Annotated in this window: 20 protein-coding genes; 13 read left to right on the forward strand and 7 right to left on the reverse strand. The window is 66.2% G+C overall.

Annotation, left to right across the window (positions count from 1 at the left end; genetic code table 11):
- Window positions 1-10 precede the first annotated feature (10 nt).
- The 9 genes from carA to NNX37_RS08250 all read left to right on the forward strand — a co-directional run bounded on the left by carA (window position 11) and on the right by NNX37_RS08250 (window position 11499).
- Window positions 11-1147 (forward strand): glutamine-hydrolyzing carbamoyl-phosphate synthase small subunit, encoded by a 1137-nt coding sequence (gene carA, locus NNX37_RS08210; RefSeq protein ID WP_255792811.1) that lies wholly within the window; start codon window positions 11-13, stop codon window positions 1145-1147.
- Window positions 1147-4443, forward strand: a complete 3297-nt coding sequence (gene carB / locus NNX37_RS08215; protein ID WP_255791909.1) for a carbamoyl-phosphate synthase large subunit — start codon at window positions 1147-1149, stop codon at window positions 4441-4443. The genes carA and carB overlap by 1 nt, the downstream gene beginning before the upstream one ends.
- Complete coding sequence (gene pyrF / locus NNX37_RS08220; RefSeq protein ID WP_255791911.1) at window positions 4436-5302, forward strand: orotidine-5'-phosphate decarboxylase; 867 nt, start codon at window positions 4436-4438, stop codon at window positions 5300-5302. The genes carB and pyrF overlap by 8 nt, the downstream gene beginning before the upstream one ends.
- 127 nt (window positions 5303-5429) lie before the next feature.
- Window positions 5430-5747, forward strand: a complete 318-nt coding sequence (gene mihF / locus NNX37_RS08225; RefSeq protein ID WP_255791913.1) for an integration host factor, actinobacterial type — start codon at window positions 5430-5432, stop codon at window positions 5745-5747.
- 11 nt (window positions 5748-5758) lie between these two features.
- Window positions 5759-6343 carry a guanylate kinase gene (gene gmk / locus NNX37_RS08230; RefSeq protein WP_255791915.1) on the forward strand — a complete coding sequence of 195 codons (585 nt, stop codon included), beginning with the start codon at window positions 5759-5761 and terminating at the stop codon, window positions 6341-6343.
- Window positions 6344-6369: 26 nt separating this feature from the next.
- A complete protein-coding gene (gene rpoZ, locus NNX37_RS08235; protein ID WP_227921386.1) occupies window positions 6370-6633 on the forward strand; it encodes a DNA-directed RNA polymerase subunit omega in 264 nt (87 codons plus the stop codon).
- Window positions 6634-6659: 26 nt separating this feature from the next.
- Window positions 6660-7907 (forward strand): bifunctional phosphopantothenoylcysteine decarboxylase/phosphopantothenate--cysteine ligase CoaBC, encoded by a 1248-nt coding sequence (gene coaBC / locus NNX37_RS08240; protein ID WP_255791917.1) that lies wholly within the window; start codon window positions 6660-6662, stop codon window positions 7905-7907.
- 55 nt (window positions 7908-7962) lie between these two features.
- Window positions 7963-9186 (forward strand): methionine adenosyltransferase, encoded by a 1224-nt coding sequence (gene metK / locus NNX37_RS08245; protein WP_255791919.1) that lies wholly within the window; start codon window positions 7963-7965, stop codon window positions 9184-9186.
- A gap of 9 nt (window positions 9187-9195) precedes the next feature.
- Window positions 9196-11499, forward strand: a complete 2304-nt coding sequence (locus NNX37_RS08250; RefSeq protein ID WP_255791921.1) for a primosomal protein N' — start codon at window positions 9196-9198, stop codon at window positions 11497-11499.
- Window positions 11500-11528: 29 nt separating this feature from the next.
- Here the strand turns inward: NNX37_RS08250 and NNX37_RS08255 are convergent, their stop codons facing one another.
- The 4 genes from NNX37_RS08255 to NNX37_RS08270 all read right to left on the reverse strand — a co-directional run bounded on the left by NNX37_RS08255 (window position 11529) and on the right by NNX37_RS08270 (window position 14806).
- On the reverse strand, window positions 11529-11678 hold the full coding sequence (locus tag NNX37_RS08255) for a hypothetical protein (protein WP_255791922.1): 150 nt from the start codon (window positions 11676-11678) through the stop codon (window positions 11529-11531).
- 269 nt (window positions 11679-11947) lie between these two features.
- Window positions 11948-12415 (reverse strand): Hsp20/alpha crystallin family protein, encoded by a 468-nt coding sequence (locus NNX37_RS08260; protein ID WP_255791923.1) that lies wholly within the window; start codon window positions 12413-12415, stop codon window positions 11948-11950.
- A gap of 97 nt (window positions 12416-12512) precedes the next feature.
- Entirely contained in the window at window positions 12513-13247 is a 735-nt protein-coding gene (locus tag NNX37_RS08265; RefSeq protein ID WP_255791924.1) for an MBL fold metallo-hydrolase, read from the reverse strand.
- Window positions 13248-13357: 110 nt separating this feature from the next.
- A complete protein-coding gene (locus NNX37_RS08270; RefSeq protein ID WP_255791925.1) occupies window positions 13358-14806 on the reverse strand; it encodes an HNH endonuclease in 1449 nt (482 codons plus the stop codon).
- Window positions 14807-15265: 459 nt separating this feature from the next.
- Between NNX37_RS08270 and NNX37_RS08275 the strand changes: the two genes are divergently transcribed.
- Complete coding sequence (locus NNX37_RS08275; protein WP_255791927.1) at window positions 15266-15700, forward strand: MarR family winged helix-turn-helix transcriptional regulator; 435 nt, start codon at window positions 15266-15268, stop codon at window positions 15698-15700.
- 103 nt (window positions 15701-15803) lie between these two features.
- On the forward strand, window positions 15804-16811 hold the full coding sequence (locus tag NNX37_RS08280; protein WP_255791928.1) for an NADP-dependent oxidoreductase: 1008 nt from the start codon (window positions 15804-15806) through the stop codon (window positions 16809-16811).
- 20 nt (window positions 16812-16831) lie between these two features.
- Here the strand turns inward: NNX37_RS08280 and NNX37_RS08285 are convergent, their stop codons facing one another.
- The 3 genes from NNX37_RS08285 to NNX37_RS08295 are packed head-to-tail and all read right to left on the reverse strand — an operon-like array spanning window position 16832 to window position 19689.
- Entirely contained in the window at window positions 16832-17920 is a 1089-nt protein-coding gene (locus NNX37_RS08285) for a glycosyltransferase family 4 protein (RefSeq protein ID WP_255792812.1), read from the reverse strand.
- A gap of 2 nt (window positions 17921-17922) precedes the next feature.
- On the reverse strand, window positions 17923-18852 hold the full coding sequence (locus NNX37_RS08290; RefSeq protein ID WP_255791929.1) for an alpha/beta fold hydrolase: 930 nt from the start codon (window positions 18850-18852) through the stop codon (window positions 17923-17925).
- The gene (locus tag NNX37_RS08295; RefSeq protein ID WP_255791931.1) at window positions 18853-19689 is read right to left on the reverse strand and encodes an aldo/keto reductase; all 837 of its coding nucleotides are present in this window, start codon (window positions 19687-19689) and stop codon (window positions 18853-18855) included.
- A 197-nt stretch (window positions 19690-19886) separates the two neighbouring features.
- Between NNX37_RS08295 and NNX37_RS08300 the strand changes: the two genes are divergently transcribed.
- Together NNX37_RS08300 and glpK are read left to right on the forward strand one after the other, a co-directional pair.
- The gene (locus tag NNX37_RS08300) at window positions 19887-20630 is read left to right on the forward strand and encodes an MIP/aquaporin family protein (protein WP_255791933.1); all 744 of its coding nucleotides are present in this window, start codon (window positions 19887-19889) and stop codon (window positions 20628-20630) included.
- A gap of 61 nt (window positions 20631-20691) precedes the next feature.
- Window positions 20692-22215 (forward strand): glycerol kinase GlpK, encoded by a 1524-nt coding sequence (gene glpK, locus NNX37_RS08305; RefSeq protein WP_255791935.1) that lies wholly within the window; start codon window positions 20692-20694, stop codon window positions 22213-22215.
- The last annotated feature ends 150 nt before the right edge of the window (window positions 22216-22365 follow it).

The raw sequence follows: 22365 nt of genomic DNA on the forward strand, positions 1-22365 counted from the left end.
CGCCGTCCTCATGCTGGAGGACGGGCGCACCTTCCGCGGACGTGCGTACGGGGCGCAGGGCACCGCGCTGGGCGAAGCGGTGTTTGCCACCGGCATGACCGGCTACCAGGAGACCATCACCGACCCCTCCTATGCCCGCCAGCTCGTGGTCCAGACGGCCCCGCACATCGGCAACACCGGGGTCAACGGCGACGACGCCGAGTCCCGCCGCATCTGGGTGGCCGGGTACATTGTGCGCGACGCCGCCCGCCGCCCCTCCAGCTGGCGCTCCGAGCGGACCCTGGACGAGCAGCTGGCCGAGCAGGGCGTCGTCGGCATCTCCGGCGTCGACACCCGCGCCGTGACCCGGCACCTGCGGGAACGCGGCGCCATGAAGGCCGGGATCTTCTCCGGTTCCGACGCCGAACGCCCCGACGCGGAGCTCCTCGCCGAGGTCCGTGCCCAGCAGGGGATGGAGGGCGCCCGGCTGGCTGAAGAGGTCAGCGTGGACGAAATGTACCTGATCGATCCGGCGGACCACGGCTGGGCCGGCGACCCGCTGTTCACCGTTGCCGCCATCGACCTGGGCATCAAATCGATGACGCCGGTGCGCCTGGCCGAGCGCGGTATCCGCACCTACGTGCTGCCCGCCGCCGCCACCTTCGAGGACGTCAAGGCCCTGAACGCCGACGGCGTGTTTATGTCCAACGGCCCCGGCGACCCGGCCACCGCCGACGTCCAGGTGGACCTGCTGCGCGAGGTACTGGATGCCCGCCTGCCGTTCTTCGGGATCTGCTTCGGCAACCAGATCCTCGGCCGCGCGCTGGGGTTCGGCACCTACAAGCTGCGCTACGGCCACCGCGGCATCAACCAGCCCGTTATGGACCGGCGCACCGGGAAGGTGGAAATCACCAGCCAGAACCACGGGTTCGCCGTCGACGCCCCGCTGGACGGGCCCGTCACCGCCCCGGAGGACCGCTACGGGCGGGTGGAAGTCAGCCACGTGTCCCTGAACGACGACGTCGTGGAGGGCCTCGCCTGCCTCGACCTCCCCGCCTTCTCCGTCCAGTACCACCCCGAGGCTGCCGCGGGACCGCACGACTCCGCCTACCTCTTCGACCGCTTCGTGGACCTGATGGCCGCCAGCAAGAGCAAGGAAAGCATCTAATGCCCCGCAGAACCGACCTCAAGTCCGTCCTGGTCATCGGCTCCGGCCCGATCGTCATCGGCCAGGCCGCGGAATTCGACTATTCCGGCACGCAGGCCCTGCGGGTGCTCAAGGAGGAGGGCCTGCGCGTCATCCTCGTGAACTCCAACCCGGCCACCATCATGACCGACCCGGAATTCGCCGACGCCACGTACGTCGAGCCGATCACCCCCGAGGTGGTCGAAAAGATCATTGCCAAGGAACGCCCCGACGCCATCCTGCCCACCCTGGGCGGACAGACCGCTTTGAACACCGCCATCGCGCTGGATAAGAGCGGTGCGCTGGAAAAGTACAACGTGGAACTGATCGGCGCGAACATCGCCGCGATCGAACTCGGCGAGGACCGCGAAAAGTTCAAGGGCGTCGTCGAACGCTGCGGTGCCGAATCCGCGAAGTCGATCATTGTGCACAGCATGGACGAGGCCTTCGCCGCCGCCGACGTGCTGGGCTACCCGATGGTGGTCCGCCCGTCGTTCACCATGGGCGGCCTCGGCTCCGGCCTGGCCTACAACGCCGAGGACCTGCGCCGCATCGCCGGCGCCGGCATCCAGTACAGCCCCACCTCCGAGGTGCTGCTGGAGGAGAGCATCCTGGGCTGGAAGGAATACGAACTGGAGATGATGCGGGATAAGAACGACAACGTGGTTGTCGTCTGCTCCATCGAGAACTTCGACCCGGTAGGCGTACACACCGGGGACTCCATCACCGTGGCCCCGGCCATGACGCTCACCGACCGCGAATACCAGAAGCTGCGCAACATCGCGATCGCCGTTATCCGCGAGGTGGGGGTGGACACCGGCGGCTGCAACATCCAGTTCGCCATCGAACCGGACACCGGCCGCGTGGTGGTCATTGAAATGAACCCGCGCGTCTCCCGGTCCTCGGCGCTGGCGTCCAAGGCCACCGGCTTCGCCATCGCCAAGATCGCCACGAAGCTTTCCCTCGGCTACACCCTGGACGAGATTCCGAACGACATCACCAAGAAGACCCCGGCGTCGTTCGAGCCCACCCTCGACTACGTGGTGGTGAAGGTTCCGCGGTTCGCCTTCGAGAAGTTCCCGGCCGCTGATCCCACGCTGACCACCACCATGAAGTCCGTGGGCGAGGCGATGGCGATCGGCCGCAACTTCACCGAGGCCCTGCAGAAGGCGCTGCGATCCCTGGAGCAGAGGGGCGCCTCGCTGTCCTTCGATCCGGTGGATGCCGCCGACGTGCCCGGACTCATCGAGGCCTCCCGGCGTCCCACCACCGCCCGGCTGCAGCAGGTGCAGCAGGCACTGCTGGGCGGAGCCTCCATCGAGGAACTGTTCGAAGCCACGGGCATTGACCCCTGGTACCTGGACCAGCTGGTGCTGATCAACGAAACCGCCGAGCAGATCCGCCGGGCGCCGTCGGTCAACGAGGACATCCTGCGCTTGGCCAAGCGGCACGGTTTCTCCGACGAGCAGATCGGGGCACTGACCAACACGCCCGAAGCCGTGGTCCGCGGTGTCCGGCACGCCCTGAACGTACGCCCGGTCTTCAAGACCGTGGACACCTGCGCCGCCGAATTCGCCGCCTACACCCCGTACCACTACTCCTCCTACGACGAGGAGGACGAGGTGGCCGAGCACGCCAAGCCGTCCATCATCATCCTCGGCTCCGGGCCGAACCGGATCGGCCAGGGCATCGAGTTCGACTACTCCTGCGTCCACGCGACCATGGCCCTGCGCGAAGCCGGGCACGAGACCGTGATGATCAACTGCAACCCGGAAACCGTGTCCACCGACTACGACATCTCCGACCGGCTCTACTTCGAACCGTTGACCCTGGAGGATGTCCTGGAGGTCATCGCCGCGGAGCAGCGCACCGGCGGTGTCCTGGGCGTCTTCGTCCAGCTCGGCGGGCAGACGCCGCTGAAGCTGGCGCAGGCCCTGGCCGACGCCGGCGTGCCGATCCTGGGCACCTCGCCTGCTGCGATCGACCTGGCCGAACACCGCGGGGCGTTCCAGCAGGTGCTGGACGAGGGCGGCCTGACCGCTCCGAAGAACGGCACCGCCGTCTCCTTCGAGGACGCCAAGCGGGTCGCGGATGAGATCGGCTACCCCGTCCTGGTCCGCCCGTCCTATGTCCTGGGCGGCCGCGGCATGGAAATCGTCTACGACGAAGCCAACCTCTCCCGCTATATCACCAACGCCACCGAGATCACCCCGGACCATCCCGTCCTGGTGGACCGGTTCCTGGAAGATGCCATCGAGATCGACGTCGACGCGCTCTTTGACGGCACCGACCTGTACGTGGGCGGAATCATGGAGCACATCGAGGAAGCCGGCATCCATTCCGGCGACTCGGCCTGCGTGCTGCCGCCCATCACCTTCGGTACCGACGTGATCGACCGGGTCCGCGAAGCCACCCGGGTGATCGCCGCCGGCGTGGGCGTCCGCGGCCTGATCAACATCCAGTTCGCGCTGGCCTCGGACATCCTCTACGTCATTGAAGCCAACCCGCGTGCCTCCCGCACGGTGCCGTTTGTCTCCAAGGCCACCGGCGTCCAGCTGGCCAAGGCCGCGGCACTGATCGGCACCGGCAGCAGCATCGCCGAGCTGCGGGCCGCCGGGAAGCTGACTGCCGTCGGCGACGGCTCCACCCTGCCGCTGGACGCCTCCGTGGCCGTGAAGGAGGCAGTGCTGCCGTTCAGCCGGTTCCGCACGCCTGAGGGCACCGTCGTGGATTCGCTCCTCGGTCCGGAAATGCGTTCCACCGGCGAGGTCATGGGCATCGACAAGTACTTCGACACCGCGTTCGCCAAGTCCCAGGCCGCCGCGAACAGCGCCCTGCCGACCGCCGGCAAGGTGTTTGTCTCCGTGGCGAACCGGGACAAGCGCTCCATCATCATGCCGGTGAAGCGGATGACCGACCTCGGGTTCGAGATCCTCTCCACCGGCGGCACCGCCGAGGTGCTGCGCCGCAACGGCATTGCCGCCACCGTGGTGCGCAAGGTCGGCGAGGGTGCGGGACCGAACGGGGAAGGGACCGTCGTCGACCTCATCACCGCAGGTGAGATCAACCTCGTGGTCAACACGCCGTCCGGCGGCCAGGCCCGGGGCGACGGATACGAGATCCGTGCCGCGGCCACCTCCATCGGCTGCCCCGTGGTCACCACCGTCTCCGAGTTCGGCGCTGCCGTCCAGGCCATCGAAGCAATGCGGTCCTACGAATGGGACGTGACCTCCCTGCAGGAACACGCGGCCCGGCTCAAGGCCGCCACCGGTGTCTGAGCCCCGCAGAACCTTCGGTGCACGGCTGCGCGCGGCGATGGACCGCCGCGGGCAGCTGTGCGTCGGCATCGACCCGCACCCGGGCCTGCTCGCTGAGTGGGGGCTGAACGACGACGCCGCCGGGCTGGAACGGTTCTCCCGCACCGTTGTGGAAGCGGTGGGGGAGCAGGTCGCCGCCCTAAAACCGCAGGTGGCGTTGTATGAACGTCACGGATCGGCCGGCATCGCGGTCCTGGAACGCCTGCTGGCGGAGTGTGCCGACGCGGGGGTGCTCAGCATTGCCGACGCGAAGCGCGGAGACATCGGCTCCACGATGGCCGCCTACGCTGACGCCTGGCTCCGGGACGGTTCGCCGCTGGCGGCCGACGCCGTGACACTCAGTCCGTACCTCGGGTTCGGGTCCCTGCGGCCCGCCCTGGACCTTGCCGCGGAAACGGGCCGCGGCGTCTTTGTGCTCGCGCTGACCTCGAATCCGGAAGGGGCATCCGTCCAGCACACAGGCGACCCCGACAGCCGGTCCGTGGCCGCGCGCATAGTTGATGCCGCAGCAGCGGAAAACGTCCGGCCGGAGGCGGGACCGGAGCCTGACCTGGGCTCCGTGGGACTGGTGGTCGGCGCAACCGTGGGCACTGCCCTGGCGGACCTGGAGATCGACCTCGCCGCCTCGCGGGCGCCGCTCTTGGCTCCGGGACTGGGGGCACAAGGCGCAACGGCGGCGGACCTGCGCCGAACCTTCGCCGCTGCCTACCCCAACGTCCTGGCCACCTCGAGCCGCGGCATCCTGCGGGCCGGTCCCGACCTCCGGAGCCTGCGGGAAGCGGCGCTGCGGACCGGGTCGGAACTGGCATCCGCACGCTAGCCGACGAGTCTTCCGCTGCGACGCGGGTCCATTGCAATTGGGCTTCGTTTGCGGATAGGTTCGGAACTTGTTCGGAACTTACCAGCAGAGCCGCTGACAGCGGTTTGTCTTCGTCCGGGAGCGCCTCTTGAACCTCAAGCCACTGACAGAAGCCGAGCGTACCCGGGCCCGTGAAAAGGCCACTGCGGCCCGGGCGGTCCGTGCCGAGGTCAAGTCACGAATCAAGTCCGGTGACCTCAGCATCGAAGAGGTCATCCTGTCCCGTTCAGGGGAGGAAGCGGTAGGCCGGCTCAAGGTCGTGGACCTGCTGCGTGCCCTGCCTGGTGTAGGGGAGCGCCGCGCAGCTGGAATAATGGCTACGGTAGGTATTGCGCCCACCCGCCGGGTCCGGGGGCTGGGAGTGCATCAGCGCAAGGCGCTGATCGACCTGCTGGACAACCATTGAAGTAATAACGAGTGAATGAGGTCTACGTGTCGCAACCGCGGCTGACAGTTCTTGCAGGTCCAACCGCAGTTGGCAAAGGCACTGTATCCACCTATATCCGGGACAACTATCCCGAGGTCTGGCTTTCCGTCTCGGCCACCACGCGTGCGCCCCGGCCCGGTGAAGAAGACGGAGTGCATTACTTCTTCGTCAGCGCCGAGGAATTCGACGCCATGATCGAACAGGACCAGATGCTCGAGTGGGCAGTAGTCCACGGGCGCAACCGGTACGGCACCCTGCGCCGCACCGTCGAAGCAGCCATGGCCGAGGGGCGCAGCGTCCTGCTGGAGATTGATCTGCAGGGTGCCCGGCAGGTCAAGAAGTCCATGCCGGAGGCAAATTTCGTGTTCCTGGCCCCTCCTTCGTGGGACGAAATGGTCCGCCGGCTGGTCGGACGCGGAACTGAAACATCCGAAGAGCAGCAGCAACGGCTGGAAACAGCTAAACTGGAACTTGCTGCCGAGTCCGAGTTCGATCACACCGTCATTAATGATGACGTCCAGCGGGCTGCAGCTGAGCTTGTATCACTCATGGGAATCAGTCCGCGCACGCGCTGACAAACCGCGAATCCCGTTCAAGAATTTTGGAGAACCCTGTGTCTGAAGGCATCATCAACCCGCCGATCGACGACCTGCTCGAAGCAGCAGATTCCAAGTACGCGCTGGTCATCTACGGTGCCAAGCGCGCCCGCCAGATCAACGCCTACTACTCCCAGCTGCACGAGGGCCTGTTCGAGTACGTCGGCCCGCTGGTGGAAACCAAGCTGAACGAAAAGCCGCTGTCCATCGCCCTGCGCGAGATCAACGACGGCATGCTCGTAGTGCGCCCGAACGAGAACGCCGAATAAAGCCCACACGGGGGGAAGGCAGCAGCGTGCGCATAGTCCTGGGCGTCGGCGGCGGTATTGCCGCCTACAAGGCCGCGCTGCTGCTGCGGCTCTTCACGGAGGCCGGGCACAACGTCACCGTTGTCCCCACCGAATCCTCCAAGCAGTTCGTCGGGGTTGCCACCTGGGAGGCGCTCTCGGGCAACTCCGTCTCCTCCTCCGTCTTTGACGAGGTGGAGAAGGTCAACCATGTGCGGCTCGGCCACGAAGCGGATCTGATCGTGGTGGCCCCTGCCACGGCGGACCTGCTCGCCCGGGCGGCTGCCGGGTCCGCGAACGACCTGCTGACCAACACTCTGCTCATGGCCCGCGGGCCGGTGGTTTTCGCCCCCGCCATGCACACCGAGATGTGGGCGCATCCCGCCACCACCGCCAACGTTGCCACCTTGCGCAGCAGGGGCGCGGTGGTGCTGGAACCCGCGACCGGGCGGCTCACCGGCACGGACACCGGCCCCGGCCGCCTGCCGGAACCGGAGGATATCTTCACTGCTGCGCTGGCCGCCGTCGAAGCAACCCGGCCGGCAGCCGCCCCCGGCGCGCTGGCCGGCACCACGGTCACCATTACTGCCGGCGGCACCCGCGAGCCGCTGGACCCGGTACGGTTCCTCGGCAACCGCTCCTCCGGAAAGCAGGGCACGGCTCTGGCCCAGGCAGCCCTGGCGGCCGGGGCCCGGGTGCGGCTCATTGCCGCACACATGGACGTCCCCGCACCGGACGGCGTCGAACTGATCCGCGTCGAAACCGCCCTCGAACTGCGTACCGCCGTCCATCAGTCCGCAGCGGACTCCGACGTCGTTATCATGGCCGCCGCCGTGGCGGATTTCCGCCCCGCACAGGTGGTGGAGACCAAGATCAAGAAGCGCGACGACGAAGCGGACCCCGTGATCACGCTCGTCCGGAATCCGGACATCCTGCAGGAACTCGTCCACGCGCGGGACGAATCCGGAACCGGTACCCCCGCGCTCATCGTCGGCTTCGCGGCCGAAACCGGAGACGCCACCTCCGATGTGCTCGAGTACGGACGAAAGAAACTCGCCCGCAAAGGCTGCGACCTGCTGGTCCTTAACCGGGTCGGTAAATCCCTGGTCTTCGGTCAGGACGAAACCGAGGTGAGGATTCTCTCACCGGCGGATTCCGCGGAGGACGCCGTTGAAAGCGCCGCCGGCACCAAAGCCGAGGTTTCGGCACGCATTCTCGCGCGCATTACCGCCGAACTCGCTGCCCGCCGCTCCTGACGCCGCACGCGGGCCGCGTACGTTGACGGTGGGTGCGGCCCGGTAGAGTAAACCCGTGACTTCTACTTCTTCCCCCTCTAAGCCGCAGTCGAACCTGCGCCTTTTCACCTCGGAATCCGTCACTGAGGGACACCCGGACAAAATCTGCGACCAGATCAGTGACGCCATCCTCGACGGCCTGCTGAAGGTTGACCCGGAGTCCCGGGTAGCTGTCGAAACCCTGGTGACCACCGGCCTGGTGCACGTCGCCGGGGAAGTGACCACCGAGGGGTACGTTGAAATCCCGCAGCTGGTCCGTGACACCATCCTCGACATCGGCTACGACTCGTCGGCCAACGGATTCGACGGCGCCCGCTGCGGAGTGTCCGTCTCCATCGGCCAGCAGTCCCCGGAAATCGCTTCGGGCGTCTTCAACTCCCTGGAGAACCGGACCGGGAAGGTTGTGGATCCCTACGACGCCCAGGGTGCGGGGGATCAGGGCATCATGTTCGGCTACGCCAGCGACGAGACCTCGGTGCTGATGCCTACGCCTATCTGGCTGGCGCACCGTCTCTCTGAACGTCTCACCACCGTCCGCAAGGACGGCACCCTGCCGTACCTGCGCCCGGACGGCAAGACCCAGGTCACTGTCGGCTACGACGGCGACCGGCCGGTTTCCGTGGACTCCGTGGTCGTCTCCACGCAGCACGCCGCCGAGCTGGACCTTGAGCAGCTGCGCGCCGACATGGTTCAGTACGTGGTCAACCCGGTCCTGGCCGGAACCGACCTGGACATCTCCAACGTCGAGCACATCATCAACCCGGGCGGACCGTTCGTCATCGGCGGCCCCGTGGGTGATGCCGGCCTCACCGGCCGCAAGATCATCGTCGACACCTACGGCGGATTCGCCCGCCACGGCGGCGGCGCCTTCAGCGGCAAGGATCCGAGCAAGGTGGACCGTTCCGCGGCCTACGCCATGCGCTGGGTAGCCAAGAACGTCGTGGCCGCCGGCCTGGCCCGGCGCGCGGAAATCCAGATCGCCTATGCCATCGGCATGGCCCGCCCCGTGGGAATCTATGTCGAGACCTTCGGCACGGAGACGGTGGATCCGGCACGCATTGCCGATGCCATCCAGGAAGTCTTCGACCTGCGCCCGCTGGGCATCATCAACGGCCTGGACCTCAAGCGTCCCATCTACCAGCGGACTGCCGCCCACGGCCACTTCGGCCGCGAGGACGAAGGCTTCACCTGGGAGCGCAAGGACAAGGTCGAGGACCTCCGCAGCTACTTCAACCTGTAGCCGCCGGCCATGGGCGGGGACTCTTCCGGGGAGGCCGTGCAGCTGTCACTGCTGCACGGCTTCACGCCGTCGGCCAAACCGGCGGGCAAGGCCCAGCCGGCTTCCGCCCTGCCGATTGCCCGTGTGCTCCTGGACTCCCCGCTGCCGCATCTGGACCGCCCCTTCGACTACCTGGTCCCTGCCGATCTCGAGGCCGACGCCGTTGCGGGCGCCCGGGTGAAGGTCCGGTTCGGCGGGCAGGAACTTCCCGGCTTCATCACTGCGCGTGTGGCCGAAGCGGACACCGCCGCACGCCTGATGCCCCTGGGCAAGGTGATTTCCCCGCAGCCCGTCCTTTCGCCGCAGATTCTGCGCCTGGCGGAAGCGGTCGCGGCCCGTTACGCCGGCACCGTGCACGACGTCCTGCGGGTAGCGATTCCACCGCGTGCGGCCCGCGTGGACAAGGAGTTCACTCCGGAGGCGCGGTCGACGGCGGCGGCCGGGGGCGCGGCTGCCGGGGTGGACGGGGCCAGGTCCACAGACGCCGGGGCCGGCGGGGCCGGGGTGGACGGGACCGGGGCAGACCGGTCCGGGGCCGCACCCGGGGAGAGAGCCGGGGCACAATCCGGGACGACTCCCGCAGGATCGACGCCGGCTTCCGCAGGTCCGACACCGGGACCTGAAGGACCGACACCGGGGCCCGAAGGCGCCGGGGTCAATCCGCTGGCCCGATACCCGCACGGACCCCGCTTCCTGACGCATCTTGCTGCCGGGCACAGCCCGCGCGCGGTGCTGTCCTCGCTCGGCGGATACGGTCCGCAGGACTGGCCGGCCGAAATTGCCGAAGCGGTCCGGTCCACTTTGCTCTCCGGCCGCGGCGCCGTCGTCGTCGTTCCCGACAACAAGGACTTGGCCAGGCTGCAGTCGGCGCTGACCGCCCGGATCGGGGCGAAGGCCTTTGTCCGGCTGACCGCAGAAGACGGCCCTACCCCGCGTTACCGCAGCTTCCTGCAGCTGTTACACGGTGACGTCCGCGTTGCTATCGGGACGCGCTCGGCGGCGTATGCACCCGTGCAGGAACTGGGCCTGGCGGTCATCTGGGACGATGCCGATGATCTGCACGCCGAGCAGCGGGCGCCTTACCAGCATGCCCGGGACGTCTTGCTGCTGCGTGCCGAACTGGAGGACGCCGCCCTGCTTCTCGCGTCGCATTCACGAAGCACGGAGGCACAGCGGCTGGTCGCCAGCGGCTGGGCGGCCGGGATTGCCGCGGAACGTTCCACTGTCCGTGCTCATGCCCCGCGTGTGGTCAGCACCACCGACTCCTTCACGATGGAACGGGACCCGCTGGCTGCGCGTGCCCGGATTCCGCATGCAGCATGGAAAGCAGCCCAGGACGGGCTGACCCGCGGCCCGGTCCTGGTCCAGGTGGCGCGTACCGGTTTTTCGCCGGCGCTGTCCTGCCAGGACTGCCGCGAACCTGCCCGCTGCCGGAACTGCTCCGGTCCGCTCGGGCTGGCCAGCAGGAACGGGATTCCTGCCTGCCGCTGGTGCGGACGGCCGGAGCCGATGTGGCACTGCAGCAACTGTGGTGGCACGCATCTGCGCGGGTCCACTGCAGGTGCCGGCCGTACCGCCGAGGAGCTGGGACGTGCTTTCCCCTCCACCACTGTGATCTCCTCCGCCGGCGACCATGTCCGGACCGAGATCTCGGACGCACCTGCGCTGGTGGTTGCCACCCCCGGCGCTGAACCCGTAGCACCGGGCGGCTACGCCGCCGCCATCCTGCTGGACGGCAACGCGATGCTGTCACGGGAATCGCTGCGGGCAGGGGAGGACACCCTGCGCCGCTGGTTCACCGCTGCAGCGCTCGTACGGCCTGCCGCGGAAAAGGGGCTGGTGGTGGTCACGGCCGACGACTCGTCAACGGTCGGGCACCTGCTTCGGTGGGATCCGGCGTCGGCGGCGGAACGGGAACTGGAGCTGCGGCGCGAGCTGGGGCTGCCTCCTGCCGTACGGTATGCCGAACTCACCGGTTCGCGCGAGGGACTTGATGCCTTCGTGACCAGGCTTGGGCTTCCTGAGGGCGTGCGGGCTGTGGGACCGGCGCCGCTTGCGCCTCCGGTTGTCCCGCCGTCGGGAAACAGCACCCGCCGCGACGGCCCGGACGGCCAGCTGGGCGGAACGGGCGGACGCTACCGGACACTGCTGTTTTTCCCCTACGCGGCAGCTCCGGCGATTACTGCGGCGCTGCGTTCCACCAAAGCTGCTGCCTCGGCCCGCCGCACCGGTGATCCCGTCTACATCCGGGTGGACGGAACAGACGTTCTCTAGGGCAGAAGGCCTACAACAGTGCAGTAGACCTACAGCAGTTCGAGCAGGACGGCGCCGGCGCCGAGCAGGGAAAGCAGCGCCAGCTGGGCCGCCCCGCCCAGCCGGGACAGCTGCCCGAGGAGTCCACGGGGTACTCCATGGATCATCCAGTTCCGATGGTTGACTATCGGCAGCCTCATCGCTGCGTCCCCTTTCGTGGCGGCCGGGATCTGTCGGCTGCAGTTTAAAGTGCCTTGCATTCCGCCCCGGGCCGACTCGGTTTGATGGCGTACATTTCCCAGTATCCTGCGCCGCTGACAGGCAACCTGACCGGAATAGGGGTGAAGTTGGCCACGGGGAGTGGCCACCGGCGGCCGGTGCGGACTGCCGATGCGGACTGCCGGTACGAATTGCCCACACGACGAAGGGCTCCGGATCTCCGGAGCCCTTCGACGGTGGATCTGTTTATCTATGCCTGAACGGCTTCACGGGCGTCGTCTTTGCCCTCGGCTGCGGTTTCGCCCTTGATCGCCGTGCTTTCGGACGACGTCTGGACCGCGATCTTGCGGGGCTTGGCCCGCTCAATCACAGGGATGATGACACTGAGGACACCGTTCTCATACTGTGCGGAGATCTTTTCGGTGTCGATGCCCTGGCCCAGGTTCAGCTGGCGCAGGAAGGAACCGCTTTCACGTTCACGGGTCAGCCATTTGACGCCGTCCGTGTTCTGCAGCGTGCGCTGGGCGCGGATGGTGAGCAGCTGGCCATCAACGTCAATGTCGATGGAACCGGGATCGATCCCCGGGAGGTCGGCTGCGAGGATGTACTGGTCGCCCTGCCGGTAAAGGTCCATGGGCATGCCGCGCAGAGTTCCTTCGCCGCGCAGTGCCTGAGTCATACGGTCCAGTTCCTGGAACGGATCAAACTTCATAGCCATGGTGGTACCAACTCCTTTTCAAGATTCAGTTCCAAAGTTGAGTCGGTGTCACTCAACTTGCAGGAAGAGATTAGCACTCACGTGTGGCGAGTGCCAACTACTTTTTCTGGTGTGGATGTTGTTCTTTCGCCCGGCGGGCGAGCTTCTGCAAATCTCCGGGATTTCCGCGCCATGGAGCGCCGTGCCCGGGAAGCACCCAGCTGGCCTCCACCCCTGCGAGCCGGCCGAGGGAATCGAGCGCAGCAACCGGATCGTCGGTGAATGGTGCGGGTTGGATGCCCGATACCCCGGTCAGCACGTGGCGTGTGGTCAGCGCATCGCCGACGAAAACGGCGTCGGCGACGGGCACATGAACGGCGATGCTTCCCGGGGAATGGCCCGGCAGGGCGATCACCCGCGGGGAGCCCGGAAGCGCGAGGATGTCTCCATCTGCCACTTCAGCCACCTGGCTGAGGTATTTTGGGCGCCAGCCGCGTTTACGCAGCCCGTAGAGGGCGAACTGGAGCAGAGGGAAGACCCGCACGGAACCCATGGCGGTTTTAGGCTTGCTTCCGCCTCGCGCACGTTCGGCATCGAGCGAGTGCACAAAGACCGGTACGCCGACCTCCCGCCGCAGCTTTTCGGCAAAGCCGATATGGTCGCTGTCTCCGTGGGTGAGGACTGCTCCGCGCACATCGTCGAGGGAGCGGCCCATGGCCCGCAGCTCGGCGATAAATTCATCCCAGTGTCCGGGCAGTCCGGTGTCTATGACAGTTACGCCACCCTCCGTGTCCACCAGATAGGCAGCCACTATGTCATTGCCGATGCGGTGCAGATGGGGTCCGAGTCTCATCGGGGCTCCTTGCAGTTCGGGTGTCGCTGACTCCAGCGAGCCGCTTCAGTGTTCTGCGTACCGCCGTTCCTTCAGCGGCACTACGTGGACTCTTCGTCGGGGCGCAGGGATCAAGCCGCCCAGAGTAGATCCGCAAAGAGGGCTTCGGCGGGGGAGCCTTCCCTCTGTTTCGGCAGACTAGCCGCCTGAGGTTTGCCGGGTAAGGGAGGTGGGGCGGATCGATAGGTATGCCCGGTAGGCGTGGTCGTCACGACTGTCGGGGAGACAGCGGTGCCGGCTTCCCCTTCCATCCTCACTGCTGCCGCGTTCCAGCCCGGTGCTTCTTTTGCGTGATTGCAGGCTTCACACAGTCCCTGCCCGTTGGCTGCACTTGTTGGTCCGCCGCGGCTGTGCGGATGGACATGGTCCACGTGTCGTATCGGAGCTCCGCACCAGGCCATCCTGCAGGTCTGGTCCCGGACTGCGATGAAACGCGCAAGGGAACCTGGAAATAACCGCGCACGGGAATCCATTGCAATCAGCTCACCGCTGTCGGATGCGGTGTAAAGCCTCCGGATCCAGAGTTCCCCGTACCTGTCGGATCCGTCTTTGATCCGCCGTTTTGGTATGCCCCGGCTCCCGTGCCGAACCAGGTTCCGGGCCCACTGTGCCGGGACCGGTCCGTAGCCGGGGACCAAAGCCGGTTCGGAATCGCCGGCCAGCAAGGTGCGGTCAGTCATTACCAGTTGGATTTCGACTTTCATGGAACCCGGTTCGGCCTGACCGGTGACGCGTTGCACCAGGGTGTCCGCCATGATCTGACCGCGGCCGCGGGGATCGCCGGCGGCACGCAGGCGGTCCGCCTCGCGGGAAAGCGCCGCATAAACACCTACCCCGTCGGCTACGGGCAGCAGTCCACTCAGATACGTCATGGTGTCCGGCGCCGGGCGGCAGGAGACAAAGCGTTCGGAGGCGGCCTTTGCGGCGCGGTTGACCGCAGCCCGCGGGTCCAGCCGGTACGCGGCAGTCTTGGTGCGGGCAATAATCTGCCGGTCGCCGAGGGTTTCCAGAAGCGGGAGATCGCCGGTCACCTCCTCGTCCACGCGGCGCCGGTCTTCGACGGACAGGCAGGCAGTCTCGCGGACCAGCAGCATTGCCCGCCACTCACTAATTCTTCCGGCGGTCAGTGCCCGGAGCGTATACGGCATCTCCGACGTCAATGCTTTTGCGAAACCCAGCAACCGTCCGCCTTTGTTGGGGGATTCCCTCCGAGCCAATGCAACCTGCGATGCCACCCCGCGCCCCAGGTTTTCGGTCCGCTCACCGGCCCGCGCCTGCAGGCGGCGCTGCGAGGCATCGAATGCTGCAGCAATACGTGCCTGGGCAGCAGAAGCGGCAGCCTTGAGGTCTTCCAATGCCCTGAGCTGGTTGATCAGTTCCGCATCCGGATGCTCGCCTTTTGCGTCCTCCCGGCTTCCGGGAACGTCGCCGAGATACTCCACCCAGGCGTCGAATACCGCGGAGTGGACCTCCATGGGTCCTTCCCGGCGATGGTCGGCCGACGCCAAATATTCGAACATGTGTTCGATTTTATCGGCTGGAACAACCGCCCGGAAGGCCAAAACTACGCAACCTACTACCTGTTTTTACGTTCCTGCTTGTAGGGGATTGATTCAAAGGGGTGACGGAGCGTCAGGGAGTCGGAGGGAGAAGGGGAGCAAAGTGCCGCTGAAGATTGGTCGGCAGCTATTTCGGTCTGGTTGCCGCCTTCATTTTTGCCACCATCGTTCCGTCGCGAAACATCCCGCGACTCCTCGCCAGCGATCCACTAACCGCCTGGCTGGCTGCAGCCGTCGTTCTGGGCAGTGTCATCAGTCTTTACTGGGTGCTCAAGCCGCGGAAGCGCCGCCGCCGTCGCGTGGTTCACAAAACCGCCAGTGCCTAAGCCGGAAGTTCTGCATGGTCTCCTCGAATCCGCGATGGGGAGGCGAGCCGGCAAACAGGTTGTGCACAACTGAATTGTGCCCTACGGTGTATTCATGAACGAATCACTGCAGCGTCAGGTGTGCTTCTCGCTGTACTCCGCCTCGAGAGCGGCCACGGCCCTGTACCGGCCGATGCTCGATGATCTCGGCCTGACCTACCCGCAGTACCTGGTGATGTCGCTGCTCTGGGAACAGGACGGACAAACCGTCCGGGACCTGGGGGAGGCGCTGGACCTGGACTCCGGGACGCTCTCTCCGCTGCTCAAGCGGCTCGAAGTGGCGGATCTGGTGCAGCGCCGTCGTGCCGTCGAGGACGAGCGGCGTGTTCGTATTGACCTCACAGATGCCGGCCGTGCGCTCGAGCAGCAGGCGAGGAACCTTCCGGAACGGCTGGCGGAATCTGCAGGACTGGAGCCTGCCGAACTGAGACGCCTGCAGGAGACCCTCGCGAAGGTCACCGCCGCACTGCGGCAGGCCGCCGCGAAATGAACGTCAGCGAAATGAACGTCAGCGAAATGAACCGCCACATAATGAACGCCGCGAAATGAACCGCTGCGATTCGTCCCGTCACCCCAACAGTAAGGACCATTCCATGAGCAGTTACACCGGCCGCGAAATCCAGCTCGCTTCCCGCCCAGAAGGCTGGCCGACGGAGGAGAACTTCCGCCTGGTCGAGGCGGCGGTGCCCGAACTGCAGGAGGGCCAGGTCCTGGTCCGCAACCTGTACATGTCCGTGGACCCCTACATGCGCGGCAGGATGAACGACGTCAAGTCCTACGTTCCCCCGTTCAAGCTCGATGCACCGCTCGAAGGCGGCGCCGTCGGCGAAGTCGTGGAGTCCCGTTCCGAAAGCCATAAGCCCGGTGACAAGATCCTCCACGGCCTCGGCTGGCGGGACTACGCCGTTCTCGACGGAGGCCGCGCCCGGGTCATCGACACCGAACAGGCACCCGCCAGTGCCTACCTCGGCGTCCTGGGCATGACCGGCCTGACCGCATATGTGGGCCTGACCAAGGTCGCCGAATTCCGGGAAGGCGACGTCGCCTTCGTCTCCGGTGCCGCCGGTGCGGTGGGCTCGCTGGTCGGCCAGATCGCCAAGGCGCTGGGAGCCAAAAAGGTTATCGGCAGCGCCGGTTCGGCCGAAAAGGTCCAGCACCTGCTGGAGCTTGGCTTCGATGAGGCGTTCAACTACCACGACGGTCCGGTCAAGGATTCACTGAAGAAGGCTGCCGGAGCTGACGGCATCGACGTCTACTTCGACAACGTGGGCGGCGAGCACCTCGAAGCCGCCCTGTCCGTGATGAACAAGTTCGGCCGGATCGCCATGTGCGGTGCCATCTCGCAGTACAACGATGCACCGGTCGGCCCGCGGAACCTGGCCATTGCCATCGGCAAGGAAATCACGCTGCGCGGGTTCATAGTCGGCAGCTACAACCAGTACGCCGACGAGTTTGCCTCCCTGATGACCGGCTGGCTCCAGGAAAACAAGGTCCGCTACGACGAGACCTTCGTTGATGGCCTGGAGAACGCCCCGCAGGCCTTTATCGACCTGATGAAGGGCGCCAACAAGGGCAAGATGATCGTGACCCTGGGTAAGTAAGGATCAACGGCTAGTAAGGATTAACGACGGCGGCGGCCGGGGAACAGGCGGACAGCCTCCCCGGCCGCTTCCATGAGCTGGGCGGCGGAGGCACCCCAGCTGTAGTCGGCCGCGCGCTGCACGCCGGCGTCGGACGCCTTCTGCCAGCGCCCCGGCTCGCCCAGCTGCCGCACGGCGCCGGCAAACGCCGCCGGGTCATCCGGATCCACCAGCAGCGCCGCGCCGCCCGAAACCTCACGGAAGATCGGAATATCGCTGGCGACAACGGGGGTTCCTGCAGCCATCGCTTCGATCACCGGCAGCCCGTACCCTTCGGCTTTGGACAGGGTCACCAGCGCCGTGGTGCGGCGCAGGAGGGCGTCATACTCCTCATCGGTCACGCCGTTGTGGAACCGGACGTGCGCGCCGGCGGGGATCAGCGCTTCAAGCTCGGCCCGCCGCGCCTCGGAAATCCGGCTGAGCAGGTGCAGGGTGAAGTCCGGCAGATGTTCCATGCCGCGGATGATCGTTTCCACGTTCTTGTAGGGCATGAAGGAGCCCATATACAGCAGCGTCGCATCCGCGCCGGTCTCCGGATCCCGCGGTGCGGCACCGTCCTGCGGTGCATTCGCGACCATCCGGACCGGACGTTTCGTCAGCCGGTGCCGGCGCATCAGCCCGCTGGTCGTGTCGCTGATGGTGGCGACGACGTCGGCCCGGTTCAGCAGCAGCCGCTGCGGCCGGTAGGACAGGTGGTACAGCCGCCACAGTGCACGCACCGGCAACGGCAGGAACGACGGCGGCGTCGGGTTCGAGTAATAGATCAGGTCATGCAGGGTCAGGATGAGCGGATACTTCCGCCCCCAGCTGCCCATCGTCTGCATGGGGCAGAAGACGGCGTCCGCGCGCAGCCGGTTGATCCGGAACGCCACAAACAGCTCCGCCGGGGAGAGCGGACTGTTGATCTTTACCCAGGGCAGATCGGGGAGCAGGGCCAGCTGGCGCTCGTCCGAAATCAGCATAACGACGTCGGCATGCCTGCTCACGGCTTCGATCAGGCTGGCGCCGTACCGGCTGATGCCGTCATGGTGGTCGGTGCGGGTGAAGCGTGCGTCCACTGCAAGGCGCATCCTCATGGATGCCTCCGGGCCAGGAAATCCTCGATCTCCGAAGCTGCTTCGGCCGGTTTTTCGTAGTGCACCAGATGCCCGACGCCGGGCAGGATGTGCAGTTCCGCATCGGGAATCAGTTCCGCCAGCAGACGCTGCCCCCGGACCGACCCGATGTCGTCCTGTTCCGCCGCGATCAGCAGCACCGGCATGGTCAGCTGCGCGGCGACGTCGCGCACCGTGGCTGAAATGGAGGCCCGGAAGGCGTCCAGGACCACCCGGCGGTCGGCGAACGCGCTGAAGTACGCATCGTGCTGGGCATGGATCCAGCGACGCAGGCCGGGATCCTTCGTCTTGGCCATCAGCATGCTCATGCCGCGGACAATCACCGGGCTGCGCAGCAGCGCCATGCCGGGTTTCTCCGGCAGGCCGGCCGCCAGCCGGTAGTAGAGCTCGGCGGCCTTGCTGGTGATTCCCTTGGGTCCTTCAAGCGCAGGCTCGCAGATCGGGTTGACCAGCACCAGTTCACTGATCAGCTCCGGGGACTGAGCCGCCAGGTGGGAGGCAATGATGGAACCAAAGGAATGGCCGAGCAGGACGGTGTCCGGCCCCAGGCCCAGTGCGGCCAACGCCTCGCGGACAAATCCGGTGTAGGCGGGGACGTCGTGCCGGCCCGGAAGCGCGCCACCGGACCCGAAGCCGGGAAGATCCGGCACCAGGATCCGGTGGCGGGGGAGCGCTTCGACAATCCGCAGCAGTCCGTGGTGGTCGCCGCGGAAACCGTGGACCATAAAGATCGGTGGGAGGCCGGCGTCGCCGTCGGTCACCGGCGGGAAATCGCGGCAGACCTGCACGGCACCGTCCACCGTAAAGGACCGCACCGCGGCCTTGCGCGAGAACGGCTCCGGGGTGCCCGACGGCGTCAGCGGCCGGTGCGCCGCAGTCCCGGACATTCAGTTCACCTCGTCGGGATGCGAACCGGAGCGGTGCCCTCGGTCCAGCCGGTTCAAAGCGGTCCGGTGCTCGTCGGTCAACTCAAAGGAGTAGAGGTCCAGGTTGTCGGCAATCCGTTCGGGGCTGCTGGCCTTGGGGATGACGATGTTGCCCAGGTCCAGGTGCCAGCGCAGGATCACCTGCGCCGGAGTGCGGCCCAGCTCGGCGGCGATCCGCTCGACGGCCGGGTCCGCCAGTACCGCCCCGCGGCCCAGGGGGCTCCACGCGGCCGTGCGGATCCCCAGCTGCTGGTGCAGCTGCCGCAGTTCCTCCTGCGCCAGCCACGGGTGCAGCTCAATCTGGTTGACCGCCGGAACAATCCCGGTCGCGTCCAGCAGCTGCTCCAGATGGGAAGGCTGGAAGTTGGAGACGCCGATGGCGCGGACCCGGCCCTCGGCGTAGAGCTGTTCCAGCGCCCGGTAAGTGTCGATGAACTGTCCCCGCTGCGGGCAGGGCCAGTGGATCAGGTACAGATCCAGATACTCCAGGCCCAGTCGGGACAGGGACGCATCGAAGGCCCGCAGGGTTGGGTCGTAGCCCTGGTCGGTGTTCCAGACCTTGGAGGTGACGAAGATGTCGCTCCGCGCGGCGTCGTTCCTGCCGGTGAAGGACCGTACGGCCTCGCCCACACCGGCTTCGTTGCCGTACAGGGCGGCCGTGTCGATGTGCCGGTAACCCGCCTCGAGCGCGTCCAGGCACAGCCGGGCGGCGTTGTCGGCGGGAATCTTGTACGTGCCGAAGCCGACCTGGTCCATCAGGACGCCGTTATTGAGCGGAATTCGGGGTGCAGGCTGCATAGGACGACTTTACCGAGGCGCGGGCGCGGTGCCGAATCGTGCCCTGACTACCTGTTTCTCCATATGAAGATTGGCGTGGCGCCAAACAGGTCAGCTAAGGTAATGGCGCTTCTTGCAAAAGATTGATTGCATAGAAACCAACAGTCCGCCCTCCCAATCGGGTCGCGGATGGATACGAATGATCGGAGGAGTCGATGGTGACTCTGGGAGAAGTTTTCATTAGTGAGCTGGCCGGAACGGCCATCCTCATTATTCTTGGCTGCGGTGTCGTGGCCAACGTCGCCCTGGCAAAGACGAAGGGGGCCGGCGGCGGCTTCCTGATGGTCAACTGGGGGTGGGCCATCGGTGTGTTTGCCGGCGTATACGCAGCCGCTCTCTCCGGTGCGCACATCAACCCCGCCGTGACCGTGGGCCTGTGGGCCAGCGGCGCGGACGAATTCGCGCCCGGCGTTGAAGTGTCCTTCAGCGCCGCCATGGTCTACTTCGCCGGACAGATGGTCGGTGCCATCATAGGTGCGTTCGTGGCATGGCTCGCCTACAAGAAGCAGTTCGATGACGAGCCTGACGCAGCCAACATCCTGGGCGTCTTCTCCACCGGTCCTGCCATCCGGTCCTACGGCTGGAACGTTGTCACCGAGGTTGTGGGCACCTTCGTCCTGGTCTTCATCATCATCGCCTTCGCCGGTACCCCGGACGAGCTTGGCCCCCTGGCCGTGGCGCTGCTGGTGCTCGGCATCGGCGCATCCCTCGGCGGACCCACCGGCTACGCCATCAACCCTGCCCGTGACCTCGGCCCGCGCATCGTGCACGCCCTGCTGCCCATCCCGGGCAAGGGAAGCAGCGACTGGGCCTACGCCTGGGTGCCGGTTGTCGGCCCGCTGATCGGCGGTGCCCTGGGCGGACTCCTGGGCGCCCAGCTTCCCCTCCCGATTCTGGAATAAGCGCACGGCCGCCATCCGGTGCGCCACCCCCTAAAGACCCCCACCGCAAGGAGCAGAAATAATGCCTGACAATCCCAGGTACATCATCGCCATCGACCAGGGCACCACCAGCAGCCGTGCAATCGTCTTCGGCCACGACGGACACATCGTTTCCACCGGGCAGAAGGAACACGAGCAGATCTTCCCGCACGCCGGGTGGGTGGAGCACGACCCGATGGAGATCTGGACGAACGTCCGCGAGGTTGTGGGCAGCGCACTGTCCAAGGCCAACCTGACCCGGCACGACATTGCCGCGGTCGGAATTACGAACCAGCGTGAAACCGCAGTGGTCTGGGACCGCAGGACCGGCGAACCTGTCTACAACGCCATTGTCTGGCAGGACACCCGCACGCAGCCCATCGTCAACGAGCTGGCCGCAAACGGCGGTCTGGACCGCTTCAAGGACACCGTTGGCCTGCCGCTGGCGACGTACTTCTCCGGAACGAAGATCAAGTGGATCCTGGACAACGTAGAGGGGGCACGTGAACGGGCAGAGGCGGGGGACCTCATGTTCGGCAACACGGACTCCTGGATTGTCTGGAACCTGACCGGCGGGACGGACGGCGGCGTGCACATCACTGATGTCACCAACGCTTCGCGCACCCTGTTCATGAACCTTGAGACACTCACCTGGGATGAGGAGATCCTCAAGGAATTCGGCATTCCGAAGTCCATGCTTCCGGAAATCAAGTCCTCCTCCGAGGTGTACGGCATGGTTGCCGGTTCGCAGCTGCTGCGCGAAACCCCGGTGGCAGGCATCCTCGGTGACCAGCAGGCTGCCACGTTCGGCCAGGCGGCCTTCGAAAAGGGCAATGCCAAGAACACCTACGGCACCGGCTGCTTCCTGATCTTCAACACGGGCGAGGAGATTGTCCGTTCCGAGAACGGCCTCATCACCACGGTGGCCTACCAGCTGGGCGACGCCAAGCCGGTCTACGCGCTTGAAGGCTCCATCGCCGTCACCGGATCCCTGGTCCAGTGGCTCCGCGACAACCTGGGCATCATCAACAGCGCCCCGGAGATCGAAGAGCTCGCCCGCAAGGTGGACGACAACGGCGGCGTGTACATCGTGCCCGCATTCTCCGGACTCTTCGCACCGTACTGGCGTGCAGATGCGCGCGGTGCGATGGTCGGCCTGACCCGCTACGTGAACAAGAACCACATTGCCCGGGCCGCACTGGAAGCCACCGCCTTCCAGACCCGGGAAGTGCTCGATGCCGTGAACGCCGACTCCGGTGTCCCGCTGACGGAACTGCGCGTGGACGGCGGCATGGTCGCCAATGACGCCCTCATGCAGTTCCAGGCAGACATCCTCGGCGTCGACGTCGTCCGCCCCAAGGTCATCGAGACCACGGCACTGGGCGCCGCATACGCCGCAGGCCTGGCCGTCGGATTCTGGAACGACACCGACGAGCTCGAGCAGAACTGGGCTGAAGGCAAGCGCTGGGTCCCGCAGATGGAAGAAACCGAACGTGCGCGCCAGATGCGCCTCTGGAAGAAGGCCGTCACCAAGACCTTCGACTGGGTTGACGACGACGTTCAGTAATTCGATCCAAGAGCAGTAGTGGAAGGCCCCGGCAGTAAGACTGCCGGGGCCTTTCGCATCTCTTCGCGCGGAATGGCCGGTTTGACGGGCACCTCCACCCTTCGGTAGCGTTCGGGCAGCATCGACGGTGATGCAGGTCACAGAAGCAGG

Source organism: Arthrobacter zhaoxinii, from assembly GCF_024385505.1.
Classification (GTDB): Bacteria; Actinomycetota; Actinomycetes; order Actinomycetales; family Micrococcaceae; genus Arthrobacter_B; species Arthrobacter_B zhaoxinii.

Bases quoted from the DNA above. Each gene is read 5' to 3' on its own strand.
- NNX37_RS08260 (WP_255791923.1), bottom strand. From the start codon at position 12,415: ATGGCTATGAAGTTTGATCCGTTCCAGGAACTGGACCGTATGACTCAG.
- NNX37_RS08270 (WP_255791925.1), bottom strand. From the start codon at position 14,806: ATGTTCGAATATTTGGCGTCGGCCGACCATCGCCGGGAAGGACCCATG.
- NNX37_RS08295 (WP_255791931.1), bottom strand. From the start codon at position 19,689: ATGCAGCCTGCACCCCGAATTCCGCTCAATAACGGCGTCCTGATGGAC.
- NNX37_RS08250 (WP_255791921.1), top strand. From the start codon at position 9,196: ATGGGCGGGGACTCTTCCGGGGAGGCCGTGCAGCTGTCACTGCTGCAC.
- NNX37_RS08275 (WP_255791927.1), top strand. From the start codon at position 15,266: ATGAACGAATCACTGCAGCGTCAGGTGTGCTTCTCGCTGTACTCCGCC.
- NNX37_RS08280 (WP_255791928.1), top strand. From the start codon at position 15,804: ATGAGCAGTTACACCGGCCGCGAAATCCAGCTCGCTTCCCGCCCAGAA.
- glpK (WP_255791935.1), top strand. From the start codon at position 20,692: ATGCCTGACAATCCCAGGTACATCATCGCCATCGACCAGGGCACCACC.
- NNX37_RS08285 (WP_255792812.1), bottom strand. From the start codon at position 17,920: ATGCGCCTTGCAGTGGACGCACGCTTCACCCGCACCGACCACCATGAC.
- NNX37_RS08255 (WP_255791922.1), bottom strand. From the start codon at position 11,678: ATGAGGCTGCCGATAGTCAACCATCGGAACTGGATGATCCATGGAGTA.
- NNX37_RS08265 (WP_255791924.1), bottom strand. From the start codon at position 13,247: ATGAGACTCGGACCCCATCTGCACCGCATCGGCAATGACATAGTGGCT.
- NNX37_RS08290 (WP_255791929.1), bottom strand. From the start codon at position 18,852: ATGTCCGGGACTGCGGCGCACCGGCCGCTGACGCCGTCGGGCACCCCG.
- carA (WP_255792811.1), top strand. From the start codon at position 11: ATGCTGGAGGACGGGCGCACCTTCCGCGGACGTGCGTACGGGGCGCAG.
- carB (WP_255791909.1), top strand. From the start codon at position 1,147: ATGCCCCGCAGAACCGACCTCAAGTCCGTCCTGGTCATCGGCTCCGGC.